Origin of the sequence: Methanocalculus natronophilus, from assembly GCF_038751955.1 — an archaeon.
Taxonomy (GTDB): domain Archaea; phylum Halobacteriota; class Methanomicrobia; order Methanomicrobiales; family Methanocorpusculaceae; genus Methanocalculus; species Methanocalculus natronophilus.
The window spans coordinates 45,119-67,970 of record NZ_JBCEXH010000008.1; the positions used below are offsets into that span (position 1 = coordinate 45,119).

Annotated in this window: 35 protein-coding genes; 24 read left to right on the plus strand and 11 right to left on the minus strand. The window is 52.5% G+C overall.

The window, feature by feature from the left end; genetic code table 11:
- Position 1 precedes the first annotated feature (1 nt).
- From ABCO64_RS08755 to ABCO64_RS08870, 24 genes are all read left to right on the plus strand, one after another.
- Entirely contained in the window at positions 2 to 415 is a 414-nt protein-coding gene (locus ABCO64_RS08755) for a 30S ribosomal protein S19 (RefSeq protein WP_253460126.1), read from the plus strand.
- Positions 416 to 421: 6 nt separating this feature from the next.
- Positions 422 to 889, plus strand: a complete 468-nt coding sequence (locus ABCO64_RS08760; protein WP_253460128.1) for a 50S ribosomal protein L22 — start codon at positions 422 to 424, stop codon at positions 887 to 889.
- Positions 889 to 1,608 carry a 30S ribosomal protein S3 gene (locus tag ABCO64_RS08765; protein WP_253460131.1) on the plus strand — a complete coding sequence of 240 codons (720 nt, stop codon included), beginning with the start codon at positions 889 to 891 and terminating at the stop codon, positions 1,606 to 1,608. The genes ABCO64_RS08760 and ABCO64_RS08765 overlap by 1 nt, the downstream gene beginning before the upstream one ends.
- Before the next feature lies 1 nt (position 1,609).
- Complete coding sequence (gene rpmC, locus ABCO64_RS08770) at positions 1,610 to 1,807, plus strand: 50S ribosomal protein L29 (RefSeq protein ID WP_253460133.1); 198 nt, start codon at positions 1,610 to 1,612, stop codon at positions 1,805 to 1,807.
- Between the two features lie 2 nt (positions 1,808 to 1,809).
- Positions 1,810 to 2,085 carry a ribonuclease P protein component 1 gene (locus ABCO64_RS08775; protein ID WP_253460136.1) on the plus strand — a complete coding sequence of 92 codons (276 nt, stop codon included), beginning with the start codon at positions 1,810 to 1,812 and terminating at the stop codon, positions 2,083 to 2,085.
- A gap of 10 nt (positions 2,086 to 2,095) precedes the next feature.
- The gene (locus ABCO64_RS08780) at positions 2,096 to 2,422 is read left to right on the plus strand and encodes a 30S ribosomal protein S17 (protein WP_253460139.1); all 327 of its coding nucleotides are present in this window, start codon (positions 2,096 to 2,098) and stop codon (positions 2,420 to 2,422) included.
- On the plus strand, positions 2,419 to 2,817 hold the full coding sequence (locus ABCO64_RS08785; RefSeq protein WP_253460142.1) for a 50S ribosomal protein L14: 399 nt from the start codon (positions 2,419 to 2,421) through the stop codon (positions 2,815 to 2,817). The genes ABCO64_RS08780 and ABCO64_RS08785 overlap by 4 nt, the downstream gene beginning before the upstream one ends.
- 8 nt (positions 2,818 to 2,825) lie before the next feature.
- Positions 2,826 to 3,191 carry a 50S ribosomal protein L24 gene (gene rplX, locus ABCO64_RS08790; RefSeq protein WP_253460145.1) on the plus strand — a complete coding sequence of 122 codons (366 nt, stop codon included), beginning with the start codon at positions 2,826 to 2,828 and terminating at the stop codon, positions 3,189 to 3,191.
- Complete coding sequence (locus ABCO64_RS08795) at positions 3,191 to 3,919, plus strand: 30S ribosomal protein S4e (protein WP_256472526.1); 729 nt, start codon at positions 3,191 to 3,193, stop codon at positions 3,917 to 3,919. Before rplX ends, ABCO64_RS08795 begins: the two co-directional genes overlap by 1 nt.
- Positions 3,916 to 4,428: a 50S ribosomal protein L5 gene (locus ABCO64_RS08800; RefSeq protein ID WP_253460148.1), complete on the plus strand. Its 513-nt coding sequence runs from the start codon at positions 3,916 to 3,918 to the stop codon at positions 4,426 to 4,428. The genes ABCO64_RS08795 and ABCO64_RS08800 overlap by 4 nt, the downstream gene beginning before the upstream one ends.
- Positions 4,428 to 4,592, plus strand: a complete 165-nt coding sequence (locus tag ABCO64_RS08805) for a 30S ribosomal protein S14 (protein WP_253460151.1) — start codon at positions 4,428 to 4,430, stop codon at positions 4,590 to 4,592. Before ABCO64_RS08800 ends, ABCO64_RS08805 begins: the two co-directional genes overlap by 1 nt.
- A gap of 11 nt (positions 4,593 to 4,603) precedes the next feature.
- The gene (locus ABCO64_RS08810; protein ID WP_253460154.1) at positions 4,604 to 4,996 is read left to right on the plus strand and encodes a 30S ribosomal protein S8; all 393 of its coding nucleotides are present in this window, start codon (positions 4,604 to 4,606) and stop codon (positions 4,994 to 4,996) included.
- Positions 4,997 to 5,008: 12 nt separating this feature from the next.
- Positions 5,009 to 5,533, plus strand: coding sequence for a 50S ribosomal protein L6 (gene rpl6p / locus ABCO64_RS08815; protein ID WP_253460157.1), 525 nt, complete (start codon positions 5,009 to 5,011; stop codon positions 5,531 to 5,533).
- Between the two features lie 5 nt (positions 5,534 to 5,538).
- Positions 5,539 to 6,045 (plus strand): 50S ribosomal protein L32e, encoded by a 507-nt coding sequence (locus ABCO64_RS08820; protein ID WP_253460160.1) that lies wholly within the window; start codon positions 5,539 to 5,541, stop codon positions 6,043 to 6,045.
- On the plus strand, positions 6,038 to 6,490 hold the full coding sequence (locus tag ABCO64_RS08825) for a 50S ribosomal protein L19e (RefSeq protein ID WP_253460162.1): 453 nt from the start codon (positions 6,038 to 6,040) through the stop codon (positions 6,488 to 6,490). Before ABCO64_RS08820 ends, ABCO64_RS08825 begins: the two co-directional genes overlap by 8 nt.
- 1 nt (position 6,491) lies before the next feature.
- Positions 6,492 to 7,019, plus strand: coding sequence for a 50S ribosomal protein L18 (locus tag ABCO64_RS08830; protein ID WP_253460164.1), 528 nt, complete (start codon positions 6,492 to 6,494; stop codon positions 7,017 to 7,019).
- A gap of 1 nt (position 7,020) precedes the next feature.
- A complete protein-coding gene (locus tag ABCO64_RS08835) occupies positions 7,021 to 7,641 on the plus strand; it encodes a 30S ribosomal protein S5 (RefSeq protein WP_253460166.1) in 621 nt (206 codons plus the stop codon).
- Positions 7,641 to 8,102: a 50S ribosomal protein L30 gene (locus ABCO64_RS08840; RefSeq protein WP_253460168.1), complete on the plus strand. Its 462-nt coding sequence runs from the start codon at positions 7,641 to 7,643 to the stop codon at positions 8,100 to 8,102. The genes ABCO64_RS08835 and ABCO64_RS08840 overlap by 1 nt, the downstream gene beginning before the upstream one ends.
- A gap of 7 nt (positions 8,103 to 8,109) precedes the next feature.
- Entirely contained in the window at positions 8,110 to 8,532 is a 423-nt protein-coding gene (locus tag ABCO64_RS08845; protein ID WP_253460170.1) for an uL15m family ribosomal protein, read from the plus strand.
- A gap of 17 nt (positions 8,533 to 8,549) precedes the next feature.
- A complete protein-coding gene (secY, locus tag ABCO64_RS08850; protein ID WP_253460172.1) occupies positions 8,550 to 9,983 on the plus strand; it encodes a preprotein translocase subunit SecY in 1,434 nt (477 codons plus the stop codon).
- Between the two features lie 8 nt (positions 9,984 to 9,991).
- Positions 9,992 to 10,564 carry an adenylate kinase gene (locus tag ABCO64_RS08855; protein ID WP_253460174.1) on the plus strand — a complete coding sequence of 191 codons (573 nt, stop codon included), beginning with the start codon at positions 9,992 to 9,994 and terminating at the stop codon, positions 10,562 to 10,564.
- Between the two features lie 12 nt (positions 10,565 to 10,576).
- Positions 10,577 to 11,206 carry a DUF106 domain-containing protein gene (locus ABCO64_RS08860; RefSeq protein WP_253460176.1) on the plus strand — a complete coding sequence of 210 codons (630 nt, stop codon included), beginning with the start codon at positions 10,577 to 10,579 and terminating at the stop codon, positions 11,204 to 11,206.
- Entirely contained in the window at positions 11,206 to 11,736 is a 531-nt protein-coding gene (gene cmk / locus ABCO64_RS08865) for a (d)CMP kinase (protein ID WP_253460178.1), read from the plus strand. Before ABCO64_RS08860 ends, cmk begins: the two co-directional genes overlap by 1 nt.
- A gap of 61 nt (positions 11,737 to 11,797) precedes the next feature.
- Positions 11,798 to 12,142, plus strand: a complete 345-nt coding sequence (locus ABCO64_RS08870; RefSeq protein ID WP_253460180.1) for a DUF2769 domain-containing protein — start codon at positions 11,798 to 11,800, stop codon at positions 12,140 to 12,142.
- Between the two features lie 6 nt (positions 12,143 to 12,148).
- Here ABCO64_RS08870 and ABCO64_RS08875 read toward each other — a convergent pair whose 3' ends face one another.
- The 11 genes from ABCO64_RS08875 to mtrE form a co-directional block, all read right to left on the minus strand.
- Entirely contained in the window at positions 12,149 to 12,493 is a 345-nt protein-coding gene (locus tag ABCO64_RS08875; RefSeq protein ID WP_253460182.1) for a hypothetical protein, read from the minus strand.
- A 36-nt stretch (positions 12,494 to 12,529) separates the two neighbouring features.
- Complete coding sequence (locus ABCO64_RS08880; RefSeq protein ID WP_253460184.1) at positions 12,530 to 14,656, minus strand: ABC transporter substrate-binding protein; 2,127 nt, start codon at positions 14,654 to 14,656, stop codon at positions 12,530 to 12,532.
- Positions 14,657 to 14,717: 61 nt separating this feature from the next.
- Positions 14,718 to 16,928 carry a tetratricopeptide repeat protein gene (locus tag ABCO64_RS08885; protein ID WP_253460187.1) on the minus strand — a complete coding sequence of 737 codons (2,211 nt, stop codon included), beginning with the start codon at positions 16,926 to 16,928 and terminating at the stop codon, positions 14,718 to 14,720.
- 221 nt (positions 16,929 to 17,149) lie between these two features.
- Entirely contained in the window at positions 17,150 to 18,187 is a 1,038-nt protein-coding gene (gene mtrH, locus ABCO64_RS08890; RefSeq protein ID WP_253460189.1) for a tetrahydromethanopterin S-methyltransferase subunit H, read from the minus strand.
- A gap of 17 nt (positions 18,188 to 18,204) precedes the next feature.
- Positions 18,205 to 18,942, minus strand: coding sequence for a tetrahydromethanopterin S-methyltransferase subunit A (mtrA, locus tag ABCO64_RS08895; RefSeq protein WP_253460191.1), 738 nt, complete (start codon positions 18,940 to 18,942; stop codon positions 18,205 to 18,207).
- Between the two features lie 10 nt (positions 18,943 to 18,952).
- Positions 18,953 to 19,138, minus strand: a complete 186-nt coding sequence (locus ABCO64_RS08900; RefSeq protein ID WP_253460192.1) for a tetrahydromethanopterin S-methyltransferase subunit F — start codon at positions 19,136 to 19,138, stop codon at positions 18,953 to 18,955.
- A gap of 6 nt (positions 19,139 to 19,144) precedes the next feature.
- Positions 19,145 to 19,870: a tetrahydromethanopterin S-methyltransferase subunit A gene (gene mtrA, locus ABCO64_RS08905; protein ID WP_253460194.1), complete on the minus strand. Its 726-nt coding sequence runs from the start codon at positions 19,868 to 19,870 to the stop codon at positions 19,145 to 19,147.
- 6 nt (positions 19,871 to 19,876) lie between these two features.
- Complete coding sequence (mtrB, locus tag ABCO64_RS08910; RefSeq protein WP_253460196.1) at positions 19,877 to 20,164, minus strand: tetrahydromethanopterin S-methyltransferase subunit MtrB; 288 nt, start codon at positions 20,162 to 20,164, stop codon at positions 19,877 to 19,879.
- A gap of 16 nt (positions 20,165 to 20,180) precedes the next feature.
- Positions 20,181 to 21,029, minus strand: a complete 849-nt coding sequence (gene mtrC, locus ABCO64_RS08915; RefSeq protein WP_253460198.1) for a tetrahydromethanopterin S-methyltransferase subunit MtrC — start codon at positions 21,027 to 21,029, stop codon at positions 20,181 to 20,183.
- Positions 21,030 to 21,039: 10 nt separating this feature from the next.
- Positions 21,040 to 21,900 (minus strand): tetrahydromethanopterin S-methyltransferase subunit D, encoded by an 861-nt coding sequence (gene mtrD / locus ABCO64_RS08920; protein WP_253460200.1) that lies wholly within the window; start codon positions 21,898 to 21,900, stop codon positions 21,040 to 21,042.
- A complete protein-coding gene (gene mtrE / locus ABCO64_RS08925; RefSeq protein WP_253460202.1) occupies positions 21,900 to 22,802 on the minus strand; it encodes a tetrahydromethanopterin S-methyltransferase subunit E in 903 nt (300 codons plus the stop codon). The genes mtrD and mtrE overlap by 1 nt, the downstream gene beginning before the upstream one ends.
- Positions 22,803 to 22,852: the final 50 nt, after the last annotated feature.

Sequence of the window (22,852 nt, forward strand, 5' to 3'; positions counted from 1 at the left end):
TATGGCAAAGAAACAGACCAAACGAATACCCAGGCGCCGTGAGGAATTCACCTATCACGGGTATACCATCCCCGAGCTTCAGGCAATGTCGATCTCGGATCTTATCCCGATCATGCCGAGCCGCGCCCGCAGGAAGATACAGCGTGGAATGACCAGGGATGAAGAGAATCTCCTTGAGAAGGTTCGCGCTGGCGATGAAAAGATCCGGACGCACAGCCGTGCCATGGTCATCCTTCCCGAGATGGTTGGAAAAACAATCGAGATCCACAATGGAAAAGAGTTCCAGCGTGTCGAAATCCCAGTCGAGGGCGTCTTCCATTATCTTGGAGAATTTGCCCAGACCAGGCGGCGAATCTCGCATGGCAGTGCCGGTATCGGTGCAACACGGTCGAGTAAGTATGTTCCCCTGAAGTGATCTCAAATGGCACGAACAGATTATATCATGAAGATCGAAGGCGAGAACATCGCGAAAGCCAAGGCAAACGAGCTGAACTGCTCGCCAAAACATGCAATCGAGATTGCCAGTTTCATCAGGCACAAGGATGTTGATTTCGCAATCGACTACTTAAACGACGTCATTCTGAAGAAGAAAGCAATACCCTTTGGCAGGTTCCGGAGGAAGGTTGCTCATCAGAAGACCCTGAAAGGGCCGGTCTGCCAGGGACGATTCCCGGTGAAAGCCTCAAAAGAGTATGTCCGCCTCCTCAACTCCGTGAAGAAGAATGCGGAGTATGCCGGGCTTGCAACAGACAACCTTGAGATCGTCCATGCCGCAGCCAACAGGGGGAGAAGCATGAAAGGCATCTTCCCCCGCGCAATGGGACGCGCAACACCAAAAGCCCGTGAAACCGTTACCATCGAGGTCATCGTCCGGGAGGTTGAGGAATAATGTCATCTGAGAAGAAGTTCGTTTCAGAGGGTGTCCGGAAAGTCCGTGTCGAAGCGTTCCTAACAAAGGAATTGAAGAGAGCCGGATACGGGGGCATGGACATCTTCAGAACCCCGATTGGCACCCAGGTGGCCATATATGCTGAGAAACCCGGAATTGTCATCGGAAAAGGTGGGAAACTGGTCCGACAGATAACGACCGATCTTGCAAACATCTATGGTATCGAATCACCGCAGGTTGAAGTCCAGCAGGTCGAGAATCCGAACCTGAACGCCCAGATCCTTGCAGAAAGGCTTGCAAACGCCCTTGAACGGGGCTGGTACTTCAGGAAAGCCGGATCAAGCGTCATCAGGCGCGTCATGGAGTCTGGTGCACTTGGGTGTGAAGTGATCATTGCCGGTAAACTGACCGGATCACGATCCCGTGTCCAGAAGTTCGTTGAGGGCTATATCAAGCACTCCGGCGAACCGGCGATCAGTCTTGTTGAGACCGGATATGCAGTTGCAATCAAGAAGCTTGGCACAATTGGTGTGCAGGTGAAGATCATCCCGCCAGGCGCACGGCTTCCTGACCAGTTTGATATCGTTGCTCCGGAGAAACCGCTCGAACCTCAGGAGATTGTGGTCGAGGAGATCGAAGAGGATATCGGAGACGATATCGACCGTGAACTCCAGGCTGAATCATCTCCTGAAGATGATTATGAGAGGGAGGATATCTGACATGGCAATCTTTCGCGCCCGTGAAGTTGCACAGTTCTCGGATGTCGAACTGATGGAACAGGAGAGCAAGCTCCGAACCGAACTTATCCAGCAGTATGGAAAAGTCAGTGCAGGTGGCGCCCCGGACAATCCGGGGCAGATCCGCGAACTCCGACGAACGATCGCCCGGATCAAAACCGAGCAGAATAAGAGAAAATAGTGATGATCACGCCAGAAAACGTTCTCCGTCACGAACTGATCGGGCTGAACGTTCTGGTAGTGCATGCCACAAACCCTGCCCAGGAGGGAATAACCGGTCTCATCACCGATGAGACCAGGAACATGATCACGATCCAGACACCCGTTGGATTAAAGCATGTTCCGAAGAAACATAGTATATTCCGGGTTACCCTCCCGGACAGGGTGCAGGTGGAGCTATCCGGGTCGACGATCATCGGGCGGCCCGAGAAGCGGATCACCATGCGCATCAAAAAATGAGGGTTACATAATGGCACGAAATATTGGGTTAAATGTTGCACCTCCCAAACAGGAATGCAACGAAGATGATTGCCCGTTTCATGGCACTTTGCCGGTGCGCGGCCAGGTGATTACCGGCAAGGTCGTGAGCGAGAAAATGAGGGGGACTGTGGTAGTTCAGCGTGAATACCTGCACTTCATCAAGAAGTATGACCGGTACGAGAAGCGCTCCTCAAAGCTCCACGCCCATATCTCTCCCTGCCTTCAGGTGAAGGTCGGTGACGAGGTGAAGGTCGCGGAGTGCAGACCCCTGAACAAAACGACACATTTTGTCGTTGTTGAGGTGAAATCCGCATGAAGGCCCTGGGTTCAAAGATTCCCCGCGCACTTCAGACCGGATCAAGAATGATCTGTGCGGATAACACTGGTGCGCGTGTCGTCGAGATTGTCTCGGTTGACCGGTATCACGGTGTCAGGAGGCGTCAGCCAAAGCTTGGTCTGGGCGATATGGCAACGGTATCTGTCAAGAAAGGCACTCCCGATATGCGCAAAAAACTCGTCAAAGCAGTTGTTGTACGGCAGAAGAAAGAATTCAGGAGGCCAGGCGGTCTTCGTGTATCGTTTGAGGAGAACGCAATGGTTCTCGTCAATGAAAACGGCGATCCCCGCGGGACAGAGATTAAAGGTCCGGTTGCGCGTGAAGTTGCTGCACGGTACCCCAAGATCGCGTCCATGGCGACGATCATCATCTGAGGTGTCCTATGGTGCGAATAGCAAGCAGTCAGCCAAGAAAGCAGCGAAAAATTCGGTATAATGCACCGATTCATCAAAAGGGCTCGTTTCTCCATGCAATGCTCTCGCCTGAGCTCCGTGAAAAGTACGGATCCAGGCGCGTCAGGGTTGTCACAGGAGATACCGTCAAAGTCCTGAGGGGTGAGCACACCGGCCATACCGGTGCTGTTGATGGTGTTGATCTGAAGCGCCTTGCCATCCATGTTCACGGCGCCACCGTCAAGAAAGCGGATGGAACAGAGGTTGCCCGACCACTTGATCCCTCCAAGGTGATGATCACAAAACTGAACCTGAAAGATCCAAAGCGCGTGGAGCGTATCGGGGTGAAGGAATAATGGCACATGTAAAACGTATAGTCGCCCCAAAGTCCTGGAGTATCGGACGCAAGGCCAGCAAGTTTGTCACTGCCACACGGCCAGGTCCGCATAACGCAGGTGCTCTTCCAATTGCAGTCTGGATGCGTGACCACCAGGGACTTGCCAGGAATATGAAGGAGATCAAGCAGATCCTCCGGGACCGGCAGGTTGTGGTGAACGGAAAAGTCTGCACTGATCCGCATATCGGCCTTGGAGTCTTTGATATCATCTCCTTCCCGCGGCTTGATAAGCACTATATCATGCTTCTTGACAAAACAGGCAGGTTTACAGCGAGAGAGATCGATGGCGACGGGGCAAAGCTCCGGCTGGCAAAGATCAGGAACAAGACCACGCTTCCACGAGGCATTGTCCAGTTAAACCTCCTCTTTGGAGCAAACGTTATCGGCGATAACACATACCGGCCAAAAGATTCGATTGTCCTGACACTCGGTGTCGATGGCGACGAGCGGTTTGGTATCAGGGATCATTTCCCCTATGCTGTCGGTAACACCGCAATGGTCGTCGGCGGACAGCATTCAGGCAGGGTTGCCAGGATCATTGAGGTTATTCCTGTGCAGGGGAGTGTTCCAAACCGTGTCAGCCTTGAGGATCTCGCAACCAAAGAGATCTTTGAGACGATTGAACCCTACATCTTCATGGTTGGAAAAGAAGAGCCGGCTCTTGAAATCTGGGGGATTACGGTATGACCGGCATGCAGGAACTCTACGTCGACAAAGTGGTTGTCCACATGAGTGTTGGTGAAGCCGGAGAGAAGCTGATCAAGGGAGAGACGCTGATGCAGGAGATCTGCGGCGGTGCAACCTCGGTCAGAACCATCGCCAAAAGAACCGTCCCGGCATTTGGCCTGCGGAAAGGCCAGGCTCTCGGGTGCAAACTCACGCTCCGCGGTGATAAGGCAGAGCAGTTCCTCAGGACTGCCCTTGACATCGTCGAACGGAAAATCGATTCACACCGGTTCGATGAGAATGGCAACTTCGCTTTTGGCATCGAGGAACACACCGATTTCCCGGGCCAGTCGTATGATCCACAGATTGGTATCTATGGTATGGATGTCAATGTCGTCATCGAGAAGAAAGGTATCAGGATCGCACGAAGAGCGGCGCAGCAGAAGAAACTCCCATCAAAACAGCACGTCAAAAAGGATGAGGCTGTTTCGTTTGTGGAAGAGCACTTCAATGTCGAGGTGGTTGAATAATGGCGGAGAAAGGAAGCGACCAGAAGAAGAAGGTCGCATACGGCAGCAACAAGTGCCAGATGTGCGGGCGCAAGCAGGGCCTTGTGCGCAGATACAATATCCTGTTCTGCCGCCAGTGCTTCCGTACATGGGCTCCCACGATGGGCTTTAAAAAGATGAACTAGGTGGCCGGAGAATGACACGACAGAATATTATTGCCGATGCGATGAGTGCCATCAAGAATGCAGGCGATGCAGGCAGGCTTGAGGTGACGGTAGAACCCGCATCCCGTCTCTTCGGAGCGATGCTTGGCATCATGCAGGAAAACGGGTATATCGCCGGCTTTGAATATATCGATGACGGCCGGGGCGGTCAGTTCACAATCCAGCTGACAGGCCGGATTAATAAATGTGGATCAATATCGCCACGGTTCGCGGTAAAGATGGAAGACATGGAATCGTGGGAGACACGGTACCTCCCTGCAAAGGGGTTTGGCATTCTTATGCTTACCACCTCACAGGGTGTCATGTCGCATGAACAGGCACGAACAGCCGGCATCGGCGGACTGCTGATCGGGTATGTCTATTGAGGAGCATCAGAGATGGTATACACTGTAACAATACCTATACCAGAAACGGTGCAGGTCTCAATGACTGATGATCTGCTGAAGGTGAAAGGCCCGCTTGGAGAACTTGAGCGTATGATGCTTTATCCAAACATCATAATCGAAATCCAGGATGACTCTCTCCAGATCAGCACATTATCCACCCGGAAAGCCGTCTATGCGATGGCCGGAACCTTTGCCTCACACGTGCGCAACATGTGCACAGGTGTGACCGAGGGATACGAACTCTCGATGAAGGTCGTCTACAGCCACTTCCCGATCCAGCTCAAGCTCCACCCGGGATTACTTGAGATCGGCAATTTCCTTGGCGAGAAGATGGTCAGGAATGCAAAAATTCCAGACGGTGTCGAGGTAAAGGTCGGATCTGACGAACTCTCCCTGAAAGGGATTGACAAGGAGAAGGTAGGTAATGCCGCAGCCAATATCGAGAAGGCGACAAAGATCAGAAAGCGTGATCCGCGTGTCTTCCAGGACGGCATTTACAGAGTTGAGAGGGTGTGATCCTGATGGCTGGTATAAAGAAACTTATTGCGGACCGTCGGGCAAAGAGAGGCAGTTTCAAGCGCCAGTGCTATACTGCCAAAGCCAAACTGGACGATGTCTGGCGGAGACCCCGTGGCGGCCAGAGCAAGCAGCGCAGACACAAGAAAGCAAAGGGTGCGCACCCAACGCCCGGGTTTGCCGGACCTGCCGCCGTCAGGGGATACCACCCCTGCGGAATGAAAGAGACGCTCGTCATGACTGTTGCGGCTCTTGAATCCCTTGATCCGGCAACTACCGCAATCAGAATCGGTGGTACTGTCGGGATGAAAAAACGCCTGGAAATCCAGGAAAAAGCAGTCATCGGTGGCTTCAAGGTTCTGAATCCAAAGGTTATCCCGGAAGACGAACCTGCTGACTCTCCTGAAGAGGATCTGGATGAAGAAACCCGGGAAGATGAGGATCTTGATGAAGAGGATGATGATTCCTCTTCTGATGAGGCCGATGACGACGAGGTGAAAGACGATGAGTAATCTCGGAAGCCAGAGGCGTATTGCAGCAGCAATCCTCAAATGTGGAGAAAACCGTGTCTGGTTCGATCCCGAACAGATCACCGAGATAGCCAATGCCATCTCCCGTGACGATATTCGTGGATTAATTGAAGATGGCGTGATCACGGCACACCAGAAGAAAGGTGTCAGCCGCGGCCGTGCCCGTCTCAGGATAGCAAAGCGTGCATACGGCCACTGCAAAGGGCATGGGCGGAGAAAAGGTGCACAAGGCGCCCGCACACCCTCCAAAAGGGTATGGATCAAAAAGATCCGGGCACAGCGCACTGTCCTTCGCGAGATGCGCGACTCCGGTGCCATTGAACGCTCGGTATACCGGAAGATGTACCGGCGTGCAGCAGGTGGTCAGTTCAGGAATGTATCGCACCTGAAACAGAATATCGAGCAGCAGACAGGGAAGGTGAACTGATATGGCGACAGGTGCGCGATACTTCGTCCCGTTCAGGAGACGAAAAGAAGGAAGAACTGACTACTATCAGCGGATGCGCCTGATCATTTCGAGAAGGCCACGTTTTGTCGTCAGGAAGACATCCCGCCAGATCATCGTCCAGCTCGTTGTCGCTGAGATGACCGGTGATCGGACACTTGTTTCTGCAACAAGCAGCGAGCTCAGGAACTTCGGGTACACCGGATACACCGGAAATACTCCTGCAGCATACCTCACAGGCATGCTCTGTGCGGTTCGTGCCCAGAAGGCCGGACATGAAGGCGGGATTCTCGATATTGGTCTGAACCGGGCATCAAAGGGTGCACGTGTTTTTGCAGCCCTGAAGGGAGCAGTCGAAGCCGGGTTTGATATTCCATACGGTGAGGAGATTCTCCCGGATGATGAACGGGTCAAAGGCGAACATATCGCCGCGTATGCTCCGGAGAGGGCAGGCGGACTCGTTGCGAATGTGGATGAAGTGGCAGATGCCATTATGAAGGAGCTTGAGTGACATGGCAATAGAACATGAAGAGTGGATCCCTGTCACCGGCCTTGGAAAAGCGGTTGCAGCAGGTGAATTCGCCACCCTGGAAGAGGTGCTCGCAAGCGGCCGCCCCATCAAAGAGGCGGGGATTGTAGATGCGTTCCTCCCCGATCTCAGCGATGAGGTGCTCGCCATCGATATGATGCAGAGGATGACCGACTCCGGCAGGAGGATTAAATTCCGTGCTGTTGTTGTTGTCGGAAACCGTGACGGGTATATCGGCTACGGCCAGGGGAAGGATGTTCAGGTTGGAACAGCAATCAGAAAAGCGATCGCCCAGGCCAAACTGAATATTATCAAGGTACGGAGAGGCTGTGGAAGCTGGGAATGTGGATGCGGAAACCCGCACTCATTACCAATGCAGGTGGAAGGAAAAGCCGGCAGTGTCCGTGTCACCATGAAACCCGCACCACAGGGTATCGGTCTTGTGACCGGTGAGATTGGAAAGAAAGTGCTTGATCTGGCAGGTATGAAGGATGTCTGGGTAATGACCAAAGGCCATACCAGGACTACCATCAATTATGCCAAAGCCACCTATGAGGCACTGAAGGCGACGAACATGGTTCGTATCGGAGGAGGGCGACACTGATGTACGCAGTCGTGCAGGTGCGCGGCGTCGTCAATACCCGCCGTGAGATCAAGGAAACACTGAAGATGCTCCGTCTTCACCACATCAACCACTGTGTCCTCGTCCCGGAGACGCCCGAGTACCTCGGGATGATCCGGAAAGTGAAGGATTTCGTCGCCTATGGTGAGGTTGATGCCGAAACGCTTGAGACGATTCTCAGGACACGCGGCCGCCTCCTTGGCAACAAACCTCTCACAGACGAGTACCTGAAGAGCGCTTCAGACTATGGAAGCGTCAGCGAACTTGCAGGGGCTCTCGCCGAAGGCAAAGTGAAGCTGAAGGATATCCCCGAGCTCAAACCGGTGCTCAGGATGCATCCGCCAAGAAAGGGATATAAGACCATCAAACGGACCTTTAACCAGGGTGGAGCGCTTGGTTATTATGGGCGGGAGATTAACGCTCTCCTGTATAAGATGAGGTGAGTATCCGATGCCAGTAAATAAGAGATCAAAATACCGTGGATCGAGAACCTGCGGCGGCGGTACACACAAGAACCGCCGGGGAGCCGGTAATCGCGGAGGCCGTGGTGCAGCCGGATGGCGTGACCACAACTTCACCAGGTTCCACCTTCTTGGCAAGCGTGAAGGAAAGTACGGGTTTGTCTCACCCACCTCCGTTGATGTGACGGTTCTTGATATCGGTGAGATCGACCAGATGATTCCCATGCTGGTTGTGCAGGGGATTGCCCGCGATGAGGATGGAACAATCGTCCTTGACGCACGCGATCTCGGTATCGGGAAAGTCCTCGGAGGAGGGAAGGTGCATCACAAGATGCAGATTACAGCACGTTTCTTCTCTGATCGGGCAAAAGTAAAGATCGAAGAGCTTGGTGGCCAGGCACTGGCCCTCTGATAATTTTTTGGTGACCTATGGGAGAGCTGCTGGATCGAATGGAGCCTCTGCTGGCAAGGATGCCGGCTGTGAAGGGTCCTGAAGGGCATGTCCACTTTAAAAGTAAGTTACTCTGGACACTTGCTATTCTGCTTCTGTATTTTATTCTCACAAATATTCCTGTATTTGGACTATCTCCGGATTCAATGGATATTTTTCAGTTCTACCGTGCACTCCTTGCCGGTGAGAGCGGATCAATTGTGCATGTCGGTATTGGGCCGATTGTGACGGCATCCATTGTCCTCCAGCTCCTGAAAGGTGCAGATTTAATTCCCCTTGATACATCGGATGCACGTGGACAGGTTATGTATATGGGCCTGCAGAAGGTGCTCATCATCGTGATGATCCTTCTCCAGGCAGCACCCAACCTGGTCGGCGGTTTCCTGCTGCCTGACCCGATTGTCGCGAATGCATTCTTTGGAGGCAGTCTTGCTGCGGTATCGTTTCTGATATTTATCCAGATCTGTATCGGCGGTGTCCTTATCGCCCTGATGGACGAGGTGGTGACGAAATGGGGCATCGGCTCAGGTGTCGGCCTCTTCATTGTTGCAAGCGTCTCACAGGGTCTTATTAACGGGTTCTTCAACTGGACACGTGTGGAGGATCCCTATCCATTAGGGTTCTTCCCCCGTCTCTTTGCCCTTATATTCGAAGGAGGGAATTTCCTCCAGTATTTCACACCGAATATTATTGCACTCCTGACAACGGTCATTATCTTCTTTATCATCGTCTATGTTGAGTCGACGAGGGTTGAGATTCCGCTTGCCCATGCAAATGTCAGGGGATCCCGTGCCAAGTTCCCGGTGAAACTGATTTATGCAAGCGTTCTCCCGATGATCCTTGTCCGTGTTCTCCAGGCGAATATCCAGATGTTTGGGATGTTCCTCTCAAGCATGGGTATCACCATCTTCGGACGATTTGACCAGACACAGCCGCTTGACGGGATTATGTACTATCTTGCGCCGATAAACTACCCGACAGACTGGATGTGGTGGATGTACGATCTCACCCACGCCCCGTGGCAGATCTTATTACGTCTTGGAATCGATACTGCTATCATGGTCGTCGGCGGTGCGATATTTGCTCTCTTCTGGGTGAAGACTGCCGGACTTGATTCAAAGCATGTTGCCCGCCAGATCCAGAACAGCGGTATGCATATCCCCGGTTACCGCCGCAGCCCACAGGTGCTTGAGCGGTACCTTGACCGGTACATTCCGCGTGTCACTGTAATTGGTGGTGTCTTTGTCGGTGTACTCTCGGTTACCGCAAACCTCTTTGGTGTCATTGGCGCTGTCGGAGGTACCGGACTCTTGCTTGCAGTCAGTATCGTCTACCGTATGTACGAACAGATCGCAAGCGAACAGATCATGGAGATGTATCCGTTTATGCGGCCATTCTTTGGCAGGGAGTGATTTCGCTAATGTCAGGAAAGAAGATTATTATTACAGGTGTTCCCGGTGTCGGAAAGACAACGGTGATTAATCGGGCAATGGAGATCCTTGCTGCTGCTGGTATCTCCTACCAGAATATCAATTTTGGATCGTTTATGTTTGAAGTTGCACAGTCCGAGGGACTTGCAGAAGATCGCGACCAGATGCGAAAACTGGATCGGACTGTCCAGAAACGTCTCCAGAAACGTGCAGCTGAGGAGATGGCAAAAATTGAGGGGAATGTGATCATTGATACCCATGCCTCGGTCAGGACCCCGGCAGGGTATCTCCCCGGACTTCCCGAATGGGTTTTAACTGCCCTGATGCCTGACGGTATCGTCCTTGTTGAAACCGATGATGATCAGATCCTGCTCCGCCGGCTCTCAGATACAACCCGGGAGAGGGATATGGAGGGCGCCGGCTCAATCCGTGAACACCAGCAGATGAACCGTTCGTTTGCGGCTGCATATGCGATGCTGACCGGATGCACCGTCTCTATTGTAACAAATGCAGATCATCTTCTTGAGCAGGGTGCAGACGCTCTTGCAGCAGTTCTGCGGTAGGGTGTGCATCGTATGCTGGATCTGATGAAGCAGTACGGGACATATATCGCCTTTATCCTGGCGTTTGGCCTGATGATGGCATATGCAGTAGACTGGGTGCGTATTGGGATTGCAGATACGATTGATATCTTCATCGGACCGCTCTCTGATACATTCGGGTTGCCGTTTTTTGCTGTCATCCTCTTTCTCTCAGGTCTTACCGGCCTGTACTCATCACTGATCCAGAAGTATACAATCGACTACGAGAAGATGCAGGAAGTCCAGGCGAAGATGAAGGATTTCCAGATGAAATACCGTGAAGCCCAGCTTTCAGGTGATGAGAAAGCCATCAAGAAGCTTGAGGTGAAGCGGGATGCAATGATGAAGGACCAGCTTGAGATGTCCAAACAGCAGTTTACTCCAATGGCCTACATCATTCTGGTTACCGTTCCGATCTTCTTCTGGTTCCTGCACCGGTTCCATACCATGGATGTTGACTGTCTTCTCACCACCGACACGGCAATCGTCTTTCCGTTTGCCGGTGTCATCGGATTGCATGAGATGGCGATCTGGATCATCCCTGCATGGATTCTCTGGTATATGATCTGTTCGCTGACGGTCAGCCAGGTGATCAGGAAGGCCCTGAATATCGGGGGCATCTGATGCGTATCACGGTAAGCGGCCTTCCAGGGAGCGGAACCACCTCTCTTGGCAAGGGTATTGCCAGTGAATGCGGCTATACTTTCATATCTGCAGGCGAGGTCTTCCGTGAGTGTGCACGTGAGCGTAATATGGATCTTGCCTCGTTTGGCAAACTTGCCGAGAATGATCCCTCAATAGACCGTCTCATTGATGAACGGCAGAAAGAGATCGGGATGAGTTCTGATGATATCATCATCGAGGGAAGGCTTGCCGGCTGGATGGTCGAAAATGCTGATCTCCGGATCTGGCTCTCCGCAAGCCCAAAATGCCGCTCAGCAAGGATTGCGGAACGTGATATCCAGGATGGCGATACCGCAACTGCAATAACGCTTGAGAGGGAGCGATCAGAAGCACAGCGGTACACCTCGTATTATGGTATCGATATCAATGATCTCTCCTGTTATGATCTGATCCTCTCGTCTGAGCTGTTTGGACGAACATCTCTTGTAGCCATTGTGGGAACCGCAGTCAATTGTCTCCTGAAGGACTGATCCGGTTCTCATTACTTTTTTATAGTTCATCTCCCATTCACTGGTCTGGAGATGATCATGTATGGATATCAACCGGTTTGAAAAATACCTCTCCCTGATTACTGATCAGCCGCTTGTCCTCAGCCCTGCAGAGCGGGGAGGTATCCTGCTCACCAGAAAGGAGCACTGCCGCTGTCCTGACTGCCCGACATACCAGGAATGTGCGGAAAAGGCAGATGACCGCATCTTCTGCACGCTTGGAGCAGGCAGGGAGGGGTGTATCACCGATGAGGAGCTGGGCTGCATCTGCAGTACCTGTGCCGTATACCATGATGTCGGGTTTGAAAAGCAGTTCTTCTGTACACGCGGCAATGAACAGCAGCAGCGGATACTCTCGGTTCTGGAGATGCGGGAAAAGGTCTACTGATCGTTGCTACCCACATCCCGCATCATTTTCGTATATTGTCACAAGTTCCTGGCCGATTCGTTTGGAGAGCCGTCTGGTGACCAGGTCAAGGAGTCCTGAGAAGAAGAGAGGGGATATACAACCGACACTCTCGGTTCCGTTCCGCATCTCGTCAATCAGGTACTGCAGCTCCTCATCAGTCAGCCGGTCAAGCCTCGCTGCAAAGTCAGATTCATCCACCGAGTAATGGTTTGCAACCGGGGGCAGGATTGACCGGAACTCAGTCCTCGATCCATTGCAGATCAGGTCTTCGCATTCGGGTGCAAGCTTTCTGAGAATGGCAATGTCATGCGGTGTCAGCTCACGAGCCATGATACACGTATCTCTCTCAAAACATTTCAGTGCTTCTCAGACTGAGAAGGGCCGGATGCTGCTTTTGCTGATACCGGTATGGGTGGATACGGTTCTATACACCCCTCCTCTCAGCTGTACGATGACTGTTTCGCCCTCATAGAGAGCTCCATACTCATGCGTCAGCTCTGCCTGCCTGAGAGCGGCTGATACTGCTGCTGGATCGGTATCTCCTGCCCGGTTCGCTGCATCTGCAATCAGCATGATTCCGGTGAATGCCCGTGCGGAAATGTCGTTTAGCTCCCCTCCGGTCTGACGGACTACCAGGCTGTTTACATCTCTCTGAACCTGATGTCGAGCGAGCTGCTCTCTCTGGTACACGCTTCCTGCGAAAATTCCATCTGCAAGAATGCCTGCACGCATCAGAAAAGCCCGTGATTTCCAGGCATCGCCGATGGTAAAGACTGCCTCCGGGCTGTATCCGGATTCACGTGATTGCATGATGAACAAGACAGCGTCTTCAGGGGTTTTGGCAGATACAAAGATCGGGTGATCCGGGCTTTCGGCTGTGATTATGTCAACTGCCTCCCGCAATGTCATGGCATCCCGGTAGGTCTGGTCTGTTGCAATCCTGTACCCACGCATCTCTGCAGCTTCCAATACGGCTTCACGACTCTTCTCATCTCCTTCCTCAAAGAGGAGAGCGATACCGCGTTCACCTGGTGCTGCGGTATACACGCTGTCAAGAAGATCAAAACACCGGTTGATATAGTCAGCTTCACTTACCCCAATCGGAATCAAGGGATCAGCACCCCCGCCAGTGACAAACCCGCCCCCATCCGGTGTGATGGTAAGGGTTCCGATCAGGTGTCTGTCTCCATCCGGTATCGGATCATAGGTGGCTTCGACGCGGGCGTCAAAGAGTGATGGTATCCCGCTCTGCATGGCAAGCGGAAGCGCGATGGTTGTCTTTGAATTGAGAACAAAAAGCGCCGGGTCAACCCCTCGTCTCACCGCATCTGCAAACCAATCAGGAGCGCCACGGGTATCGATCCTGATAGAGACAACAGATGGTGGTGGCCGGATCTCATCGACTGCCTCCTGCTCTCCGAAACGGATCTGCGAGATCTCATACCGGTAGCGCGCTTCTCTCTTCTCATTGAAGTGAATAATACCCAGCGCGCCTTCATAGGTGCGGTTCCAGAACCACCCAAGGATACAACCGCTCATCCCCTCACAGGAAAGGATGCGTGTGGAGAGGGTGTATGCTGCATCATAGGCTTCCGCAACAGTTCCCGCTGGCATCAGGAGAGCTTGATATCCCTCATCCATGAAGACAGGGTGGGTTTGTATTGTCCGTGGTGCCAGTACAAAGACTCCCTCGGCAAGGTGGGGCGCCTCTGCACGAAGCTTCAGACCTCCTTCTTCAAACACAAGAATAACAGGGTTTCCTCCCCTGCTCCTGAGTGCGGAGATGAGTGCCGGAACCTGGTCATCACCTGCAATAAGATAGACCTCGGGAGGGTGTGCGAGGAGAGGCCGGACAAAAGCCGTATAATCGGTCTCATCCGGATCATACGCTTTCACTGTCAGGCGTAGTGCAGTGATATGATCCTGGATCAACGCTGCCCTTGCCCGCCCCTGCTCGCTCTCCGGGTAGAGAAATGTAACATCTGTATATCCTGAGAGAAACGGTTCAAGGATTGCAATCTCCTGCTCCGCAGGTGGGGTGAACCAGATCTGCGAAGAGAAACCCTCACTTTTGTCAGGCTGCCGGGGAGCAGCAATAGATACCAAAGGTATGGCAGATTCTGCTGTAATCGGGGCAACTGCAAATGTAGCGGCTTTTCCGGAGACGATTATCCCGTGGATTGAGTGTTTATTCATCTGCTCCTCCACAAGAGCTGCCGCATGATCTGGATCACTCCTTGAATCCCTGACATAGAGGTTCAGAGGCTGGTCCGATGGCTGCACAGTTCCCTTTCTGATTGCATACTCCTGTGCTTTTCCGATCCCTGCATCGTCACCGGTGAGTGGGAGGATCGCAAGGATATTGAGAGGTTCTGCCCGGTCAGGACCCGATATATCCTCACTGATCCCGTTCCCAGCTGGCAGTACGGTCACCAGGATGATGAGCAGAAATGCGAGTGCGATGATTGAAGATAGCAGAATCCGGTTGTCCATGCTCGTGTGAATCTCCGTGTATACTCTGTTCTATTGCGTTCCTGGTATTCAAACCCTCTTTTCAACAGGCAAGCATATCGTTTCGCATCCTGACTGCTTCATCAAGTGATACCATGCCGGTCTTTTCCGGGTTCCGGATGTCGTGTCTGCTCTCTTCAGTCGCTTTTCCGGTGACATCATGATACTGGCGGACATATTCGAGCGGAACCTGCACTCCCCATGTAAAGAGCCTCCGATCAAGCCTGTTGATTGCCTGGAGAAGGTTTTTGTCGGGATCAGCCGGGTAGCGGATTTCACTGATACCTCGTTCAAAGATCCGGAGATCGTCTCTTTCAGGCCCATACCTGATGGCTTCTGCGATAGCCTCTCCAGCTGATTCATAATCAAGGAGCATGGCGGATGTCCGGGCAAGCCCATACCAACCTCCTGGAAACTTCGGGTTGAGCGCAACTGCCTGCCGGTATACATCTGCTGATCGCTTTGCCTGGCCGCCTGTCTCGTACCAGTAGGCAATCTCTGAGAGTATCATGGCACGCTCTTCCTTCTCAGTGGTTGCCCTGAGGGCTTTGCGGTAGAAGGTGAGTGCATCCGGAATACCACATTCAGAGAAGACTTTCCCAGCTATCCTGAAGATGCGGGCTTTCCGTGCCTGGTCACCCTCTGCCTCCCGGATCATCCCTGCAAGTTTTGTGCCTGCATCAGCAGCTGAATCTTTCATCAATGCTTCAAGAAGGACAAGCACTCCGTCATAATCCTCATCCACCTCTCTTCCGCCAGCCAGAAGTACAGCTACTGCCTCGTCTGGACGCCTTGATACAGACAATGCATGGAGTATCTGTGTCTCAAGGGTATCGTCTGGGGATACCTCGAATCCAAAGAGTTTCGTGCCGGCATACCATGCAGAGCGAATGTGCCAGAGTCTTCCCTCCGGGGTATTTTGGAGTCCACGTGATCGGTTGAACCAGATTTGTGCATCAGAAAAACCAAATGATCCAAATGCAAGAATCCCGCGACTGAGTGTCCGGTTGGATTCAGCCTGCACCTCGAGGTTTAAAAGGAGTTTCGTATCATGGGTTCCATCTCCCTTCATTGATTTATTCAGGATATCAAGACGTGAAAAGACCATCTCATCGGTGTCATCTTCGTCCAGCAGCAACTCAAGGATGGTATATTCACGGTCAAACAGACCGCATCTCCTGCAGGATGCAGCCATATGGAGGAGCGCATGTATACGCTGCTCTCCGGCAAGTGTTTCTGCAAGCCGGATTAGCCGATCAAAACAACTGCCCCGCTCTTCTGCGATCCTGAGTTTCTCAGTGGTTTCACAGAGATAGATGAGTTCATCCTCGATCCCGGCAGATCTGGTTTCCTCTCCCGGCAAAATCTCTTTTGCTGCCTGGTGCGCAGACTGAAACTCTGAAAACGCACGGTCATCGTCTCCCAGCCAAAGTGATAAGAGTGCCATCTCAGAAAGACAGGTGCGCCGGGTTGCCGGATTGTCAGTTTTCGTGCATGCGGCGGAGTAGAGTGTCCGTGCTGCTTCATTAAGCTGGTATCCCATGCAGAACTGTGCTCCCTCAAGCAGATCATCTGCAGATGGATCAAATGGGAGGAGTGCTTCAACAAAATTCTGCCACGCATCTTCGGGCTGCTGTTTGTTCAGGATTGTATGCGCACCATCCCGTGGAAGGTGTACGAACCACTGGACCGCAAAAGCTGTGATTGCGTCTGAGCATGCAGCATACATATCCAGTTCAGGTGTCGCTACCTCACCACCGGTATCTGCATGCGTTCCCTGCCAGAAGAATCTGATGATGGCGCGATCCATTGGATGCGGGATGGGAGGGGGAACAGGTGTTGCTGTCTGAAATGCTGTTGGGTATATGAAGGTATTGAAGAGGATTTTGGTTCTCCGTCTCTGCCAGAACTGGATTGGACGATCTGTTCCTTTAGCAAAGAGAGACGAGAGTATCTCCGGATCATCTGCGAGCATCCGGATCCATTCATCCTGCGCTGACCGGTCCCTGTTGTATTCCCGCAGAACCGGTATTATCTTCTCCCCAAGTGACGCCGATGCCTGGCTGTCACCGATGATTTCAGACAGGATGGAAAACCGGAATGCCGGATCTGATCGAATCCTCCTGACAAAAAATGAGAGAAATGTACATTCATCAAAGAGATCCACGGATTCGTCAGGAGGAATTGTCCTGAGCAGCTCTTTGAGGAGTGAATACTCGAGAACCCCCTCCGATATCCCAGATGGCTGGTGCATGCATCAGGGTTATGCCTGTTGGGATATATGATTATCCAAAAAGTCTTTTTCTGCATCCGGGCAGTTTGGTTTCAAACAAACTGTATGCTTCAGCAGACTCTTCAACGCATGGATTGCTTTCTCGAAATATAGGCTGAAACGCAAAGGCAGTGAAAAACTCAAATAACGTGTGAATCAAAAAAGCGTGCCAAAAAAAAGAATGTGGACGGAACGTATCCGTCTCACACGAGTTTCATCAATGGGTGGTTTGGATCCTGCACCTCTCCACCGAGTTCACGGCATGCCTCTGCGAGGACGATGTCAGTGAATGCAGTTGCGGTAGCAGCACCTTCGCAGTTCTCGATTGGGCCGAACATGATTAAGTCGGCACCAAGCGTCATTGCCATGATGTTGCACCCGATATCGGGGCTTGACCATGCAGCCTGCTTGATACCATCCATTCCGCCAAAGTGGTGATGGCCCATCTGCTCAAGGAGGACATCCTTACCCTCGTACTGGCTCACAAGCACGGAGGGACTCTTTGCAGTTCCCCTCCAGCGTTTCAGCCAGGTCCATGATACGGTCATGTTGTGGTATGCACCACCGGTTGGGAGACCGTGAATTGCCTTGCAGGCGAGAATCTCACGGAATGAGCCGCCAGAGCCAAGTCCGAGCGGGGTGGCTGCAGTGTCGAGGATTGGCCGGGTGATCCCGCACTCCTCTGCGATCTGCAACATACCCTTCTCCTGGCCAGCAACGCCTCCTTCAACAAGCACCTTCTCACGTCCGGGAACCGATGGGTCACCGGGGTTGAAGGCGAGGACGATTGCGGAGTTGACATCTGAGGCAGCGATTGCATCGATGTTCTCCTGCGGGATCGATCCATTGATCGAGTTGTAGATGGCACGGTCTGCAAGACCTACTTCAGTTACATACTCGCAGGCATGTGCAAGTGCTGGTGGTGCTGAAGAGTCCATCAGGAAGGGGGTCTTGTTGTCAATAGAGTCAAACCAGCTGAAATAGCTCTCAAAAGCCTCGCCGTATTCAGCGATGATCTGGATCATGTAGGGGTTGCCGGTAATATCTGATAACTCCATACAACGATTCCAGAGAGCCTCTGCCTTTGCTTTGTCAATCTTTCCTGTGTGGTCATCGAGCACGGTCTCGTGCTTGTTATAGAAGATGGATGCGCCGAGTACCCTTGGGTATTCACCGGGCTGTCCACCGATCTTCATTCCATTAAAGTCGAGAACGGTCTGTTCTTTCTCAAACCTGAACATAGTTGGAACACCTCACGTTAGAGCATACTAATTCTCGGAAGGAGCATCAGGAGCATGATAAATACAACGACTCCGGCTACAAGGCCATAGAGGATGCCGATGTCCCGTCCGATCTTCCTGCCCACCCTCTGGGCAATCTCAGCGTCTGCAAATTCAATCTTCTTCTCGATTGCGTTAAGCCGCTTCTCTATCTCAAGGAACTGGGGGTTTGCTCCGGCAACGGAGGTTTCCATACCTGCGCCGCCAGCTTCTTTCACCTCGACAACAATCGGGTCGGCACCAAACGCTCCCGGATCTCTGCCGGTGAGCTCAGCGATCTTTGCTTTAATCTCGCCTAGGTCTTCTGACTCCATGATGTCGACGTATTCGACCTGTTCCTGGAACCGCGTGATAGCTGCATCGTCAAGGTTCTCGATGAAGGGAATTGCACCCTCTGCCCCGACGATCTTTCCGCCTGCCACTCCTCCTTTGTGGAGTGCTTCAAGCGACTGACCGCTCAAGTGGCCTTTCACTTCAGTTCCACAGGCGAGTACAAACCTGATGTTTGGATTCGAGATGATGTTGGCGATGATCTTCTCAAGACCAAGGTTCTCGGTCTTGCAGGATCCGCATAATGCAGCCCCGCTGGCGCAGATGCCTGCCTCATCAAGGTGCGATCCCATGGTGACGACTGCAACACAGCTGTTTGCGTCGCCTGAATGGTAATCTCCCTTGACAATGGGCCATCCGCTTACCGGTGATTTCTTCTCTGCCATTTTCTTCACCTCAGACAAACAGGGCCGGAATTACCACGACCACAAAGGCGAGCAGAAGCCCATAGAAGAACCAGGGCATCCCTGCAGACATAATACCCGAATCAAGCTTGTTGGTACGGGCAATGATCTGTGCCTTGTAACGGATGTTTTCAACCATGTTGTCAATTGCCATCATTCTGATGCTTGAACCTGACATTCTAACTCACCCCATCAGCAGTATTCCGAGAATGGTAAAGATCACGATTAAACCGATCATCAGGCCCTCGATCTTTCCGGCATAGACGCCGGCAGAGAACCTGTTCCGGTATCCGATATCTGTTACCATACCTTCGATGATCTTCATGCGGGCATGAATGAGAGCAACTTCTCCTGAAAGGGGTTTTGCTTCTCCGCCGGTATCATCAGCACCGGCGCCGCCAGCTTCTTTCACCTCGATAACCATCGGGTCAGCACCAAACGCTCCCGGATCTCTGCCGGTGAGCTCGGCGATCTTTGCTTTAATCTCGCCTAGGTCTTCTGACTCCATGATGTCGACGTATTCGACCTGTTCCTGGAACCGCGTGATAGCTGCATCGTCAAGGTTCTCAATGAAGGGAATTGCACCCTCTGCCCCGACGATCTTTCCGCCTGCCACTCCTCCTTTGTGGAGTGCTTCAAGCGACTGACCGCTTAAGTGGCCTTTCACTTCAGTTCCACAGGCGAGTACAAACCTGATGTTTGGATTCGAGATGATGTTGGCGATGATCTTCTCAAGACCAAGGTTCTCGGTCTTGCAGGATCCGCATAATGCAGCCCCGCTGGCGCAGATGCCTGCCTCATCAAGGTGCGATCCCATGGTGACGACTGCAACACAGCTGTTTGCGTCGCCTGAATGGTAATCTCCCTTGACGATGGGCCATCCGCTTGCCGGTGATTTCTTCTCTGCCATTTTTCTTCACCCCATGATGTACAGTGCAACGAATGCCGCAAGAAGCAGTCCAATCGCCAGGCCATACCAGAATGCAGTGACGCCACCGGCATAGAGAAGTGTCTTCTCTCGTCCCGGGAATGAGCTCTGGAAGTTTCCTTCTCCAGAGAGCATGTCGACGAGATCGTCAGAGATCTTCTCGAGTTCGGCTACCTGATCAATGATAGGCTGGAGCGACTCACCTGCACTTGTCACAAGTCCGAATACGGGATCGGCTACAAGGCCGAATTCAGGTAATACAAGAACATATCCCATGTCTTTCACCTCCGTTTCAGGCCTCGGTCTCCACGATCGGCTTTGCATCAAGCCATGCAGCTGCATCGCGCTTTGAAAGTTCTATGAACTGTGCGTAGGTGTATCCCCACCCGATGACTGAGATCAGAAGTCCAAGGAGTGCTGCTCCGATTGCAAGGAATGCAAAACTGATGACTGCCATCATGATCATGGAGAGGAACCCGCACTGCGCAGCGAGCATGAGTGTCCGGTCCTGTGTGTTTGATGGTCCGAGTGCTGCATTGAATGGGTGCTGAATAGCGATTGCCCCAAGCATAAATGCAACTGCGGTTACACCGCCCCCGATAAAGGATGCCTGTGCAGCAGGGATTGTCATAAGCCCGAAGATTGCGACCTCCCCGGTGACGAGGACCCCAAATGTGAAGTCGCCGGTTGCCATCGCGGTGAACCCCATGATGACGAGCGCGCCGATGATTGAGAGTTCAGCAAGTGACTGGACCATCACCGGGATCTTCATGTTCAGCACACTGTCTGCAAGGAACCCAATGACTGCTCCTGCAATGAGTGCAATTATGAGAGCTGCGATCGGAGCTGCGATACCAAACTTTGTTCCAACGAGCATTGCAATGATGCCTGCACCGAATGCGATCATACCAGCAGACGGAACACCTGTTCCTATACCATAGCTGCAGAGCCTCTTGATGGTGCTTGTTCCCCAGATAAGGGCGATAACCGCACCGACTCCTCCGAAGAAGGAGAATACCTGGAGGCCTGTCAGGGTGTTCAGATAGGTCAGGTAGATACAGACGAGAGATCCGACTATTCCGACGATCAACAGGGTGTTGTGTGGGATTGCGTCAGCGGATGCTTCAACTTTTACTGTCATCTTCTCCACCTCAGAATGGTAATTGTATCGGCACGATGATCATAAGTGCCAGCAGTCCGGAAAGTGCTGATGCGACCGCACTGGCAACAAGCGCACGCGGGAACCGCTTGAACTTGGGATCGTGCGGACCCTCGATTGTTCCGGTGATGTTGTATGCAGTCAGGACAGCGTTCACAAGGAACATGCCGATAGCAAAGATACCTGCGACTGATACGATAATTGGCATCACATCATCGACAGGCTGATTCATCAGGGCCGGAATGCCGGTGATATATGCGTCGTAGAGCGAGAGGTAGATGAGCGTTCCGCCAAAACCTCCAATCAGACCACCAAGGACACCGCCGACATACGAGATGAATGGAAGGCCGTGTCCTTCTGTACCCTGGCTCTTGTATTCGTCCTGTGTGTCACCGGTGATCGGGTCTTTTGAGACCTTGCCTGATGCAGAGGGGATACCCATTGCATAGACGTAGGTGACATTGACGAACATACAGGTGATTGCCATCAGGAGTGCTCCTCCGATTGCACCTGTGCCGAGTGCGACCGCATAGCCGAATTCGGCTGCCCATGCTCCCTTAAAGAGACCGGCAAGACCTGCACCTGCTGCAAGCATCGTAACACCAGTTGCAATACCCGGTGCCTGTCCCATTGCTGCCGGAGCTCCTCCGACAGGGACGAAGTGGACGCTGAAGGTGACAAGCACTCCACCGATGATGATGCCGATTAATGAATAGAAAACGGCCATCGTGAAGAGGCCAATCATCGTCAGGTAATATCCGATACCAATGAAGATGAGCAGAAGGATGATTGCAATTGCACCTGCTTTTGCAGGCATCTCTGCACCAGTGGCTTTTGCCTGGATTGCTGTCATTATGCTGCCTCCTCTTCAGCTGGTGCAGTGTATGGACCGTAGGTCTTCCGTGCCCAGACTTCGATGTACCGTGCCATGAACGTGATGATCAGGATGATGGTTGCACCCATGAGGACTGATCCCCATCCTGCGAGATAATGCTCGAAGATAAGATGTCTCCAGAGTTCAAAGAAGACGATCAGACCAAAACAGATACCTGATGCCGGTCCTCCGAACTTTGCGGTGAACCATCCGTTGTCAATGGAGCTCCTCTCACCTGCTTCAGCATACCGGACAATATTTCCGGATGCAGAAATCGGGACGCCTGCTCCAAATTTCTGGTTCTGGTACTGCCGCTCTTTCCCGTAATACGGGTTTCCGACGGCTGACCCGGCTGCTCCAAGTGCAATACCCCAGATAATACCGAGGATTGGCATCGGGAACGGGTGGCCGAGTACCGCGTTCATCAGCCAACAGACTGTAACGGTCGCAAATATCGCAACAAACGCATGTGCTGTTGTGACTGGTGTGACCGATTTTAAAACGTCAATATAGACGGGCTGTCCGAACTTGGCGAGACTGGCTGTCCTGCCAAGATATGCAGTGGTTGCGTAAACGCCCTGGACAAAAGATGCCAGAACGCTTCCAAGGATTATAGCAAGAACGGGATTGATGTTCATTGCCATGAATGCCCATGCAAGACCTGCACCAAGAGCGATCCAGAGTGCCCAGGCTGGCGGCTCGCCTGCCACAGCTTTATTATAGATACGATGAATGTATCCCATCTGTGGTGCCAGCTGAACCTGGGAATTCGGGTCACCCTGTGATCCGATGTTGGATTCGGTATCTTCGGCTGCACCTGCCACTGCGGCAAGCGCTCCCGCAAATGCTGCTACTCCAATACCTAATACAATGTTCTCCATGTGAGATTCTCCCTTGTTCGAATGAGTACGAGAGTGTTCGATCAGCGCTG

Coding starts and splice junctions, on each gene's coding strand:
- ABCO64_RS08755 (WP_253460126.1), top strand. CDS start 2: ATGGCAAAGAAACAGACCAAACGAATACCCAGGCGCCGTGAGGAATTC.
- ABCO64_RS08760 (WP_253460128.1), top strand. CDS start 422: ATGGCACGAACAGATTATATCATGAAGATCGAAGGCGAGAACATCGCG.
- ABCO64_RS08765 (WP_253460131.1), top strand. CDS start 889: ATGTCATCTGAGAAGAAGTTCGTTTCAGAGGGTGTCCGGAAAGTCCGT.
- rpmC (WP_253460133.1), top strand. CDS start 1,610: ATGGCAATCTTTCGCGCCCGTGAAGTTGCACAGTTCTCGGATGTCGAA.
- ABCO64_RS08775 (WP_253460136.1), top strand. CDS start 1,810: ATGATCACGCCAGAAAACGTTCTCCGTCACGAACTGATCGGGCTGAAC.
- ABCO64_RS08780 (WP_253460139.1), top strand. CDS start 2,096: ATGGCACGAAATATTGGGTTAAATGTTGCACCTCCCAAACAGGAATGC.
- ABCO64_RS08785 (WP_253460142.1), top strand. CDS start 2,419: ATGAAGGCCCTGGGTTCAAAGATTCCCCGCGCACTTCAGACCGGATCA.
- rplX (WP_253460145.1), top strand. CDS start 2,826: ATGGTGCGAATAGCAAGCAGTCAGCCAAGAAAGCAGCGAAAAATTCGG.
- ABCO64_RS08795 (WP_256472526.1), top strand. CDS start 3,191: ATGGCACATGTAAAACGTATAGTCGCCCCAAAGTCCTGGAGTATCGGA.
- ABCO64_RS08800 (WP_253460148.1), top strand. CDS start 3,916: ATGACCGGCATGCAGGAACTCTACGTCGACAAAGTGGTTGTCCACATG.
- ABCO64_RS08805 (WP_253460151.1), top strand. CDS start 4,428: ATGGCGGAGAAAGGAAGCGACCAGAAGAAGAAGGTCGCATACGGCAGC.
- ABCO64_RS08810 (WP_253460154.1), top strand. CDS start 4,604: ATGACACGACAGAATATTATTGCCGATGCGATGAGTGCCATCAAGAAT.
- rpl6p (WP_253460157.1), top strand. CDS start 5,009: ATGGTATACACTGTAACAATACCTATACCAGAAACGGTGCAGGTCTCA.
- ABCO64_RS08820 (WP_253460160.1), top strand. CDS start 5,539: ATGGCTGGTATAAAGAAACTTATTGCGGACCGTCGGGCAAAGAGAGGC.
- ABCO64_RS08825 (WP_253460162.1), top strand. CDS start 6,038: ATGAGTAATCTCGGAAGCCAGAGGCGTATTGCAGCAGCAATCCTCAAA.
- ABCO64_RS08830 (WP_253460164.1), top strand. CDS start 6,492: ATGGCGACAGGTGCGCGATACTTCGTCCCGTTCAGGAGACGAAAAGAA.
- ABCO64_RS08835 (WP_253460166.1), top strand. CDS start 7,021: ATGGCAATAGAACATGAAGAGTGGATCCCTGTCACCGGCCTTGGAAAA.
- ABCO64_RS08840 (WP_253460168.1), top strand. CDS start 7,641: ATGTACGCAGTCGTGCAGGTGCGCGGCGTCGTCAATACCCGCCGTGAG.
- ABCO64_RS08845 (WP_253460170.1), top strand. CDS start 8,110: ATGCCAGTAAATAAGAGATCAAAATACCGTGGATCGAGAACCTGCGGC.
- secY (WP_253460172.1), top strand. CDS start 8,550: ATGGGAGAGCTGCTGGATCGAATGGAGCCTCTGCTGGCAAGGATGCCG.
- ABCO64_RS08855 (WP_253460174.1), top strand. CDS start 9,992: ATGTCAGGAAAGAAGATTATTATTACAGGTGTTCCCGGTGTCGGAAAG.
- ABCO64_RS08860 (WP_253460176.1), top strand. CDS start 10,577: ATGCTGGATCTGATGAAGCAGTACGGGACATATATCGCCTTTATCCTG.
- cmk (WP_253460178.1), top strand. CDS start 11,206: ATGCGTATCACGGTAAGCGGCCTTCCAGGGAGCGGAACCACCTCTCTT.
- ABCO64_RS08870 (WP_253460180.1), top strand. CDS start 11,798: ATGGATATCAACCGGTTTGAAAAATACCTCTCCCTGATTACTGATCAG.
- ABCO64_RS08875 (WP_253460182.1), bottom strand. CDS start 12,493: ATGGCTCGTGAGCTGACACCGCATGACATTGCCATTCTCAGAAAGCTT.
- ABCO64_RS08880 (WP_253460184.1), bottom strand. CDS start 14,656: ATGGACAACCGGATTCTGCTATCTTCAATCATCGCACTCGCATTTCTG.
- ABCO64_RS08885 (WP_253460187.1), bottom strand. CDS start 16,928: ATGCACCAGCCATCTGGGATATCGGAGGGGGTTCTCGAGTATTCACTC.
- mtrH (WP_253460189.1), bottom strand. CDS start 18,187: ATGTTCAGGTTTGAGAAAGAACAGACCGTTCTCGACTTTAATGGAATG.
- mtrA (WP_253460191.1), bottom strand. CDS start 18,942: ATGGCAGAGAAGAAATCACCGGTAAGCGGATGGCCCATTGTCAAGGGA.
- ABCO64_RS08900 (WP_253460192.1), bottom strand. CDS start 19,138: ATGTCAGGTTCAAGCATCAGAATGATGGCAATTGACAACATGGTTGAA.
- mtrA (WP_253460194.1), bottom strand. CDS start 19,870: ATGGCAGAGAAGAAATCACCGGCAAGCGGATGGCCCATCGTCAAGGGA.
- mtrB (WP_253460196.1), bottom strand. CDS start 20,164: ATGGGATATGTTCTTGTATTACCTGAATTCGGCCTTGTAGCCGATCCC.
- mtrC (WP_253460198.1), bottom strand. CDS start 21,029: ATGACAGTAAAAGTTGAAGCATCCGCTGACGCAATCCCACACAACACC.
- mtrD (WP_253460200.1), bottom strand. CDS start 21,900: ATGACAGCAATCCAGGCAAAAGCCACTGGTGCAGAGATGCCTGCAAAA.
- mtrE (WP_253460202.1), bottom strand. CDS start 22,802: ATGGAGAACATTGTATTAGGTATTGGAGTAGCAGCATTTGCGGGAGCG.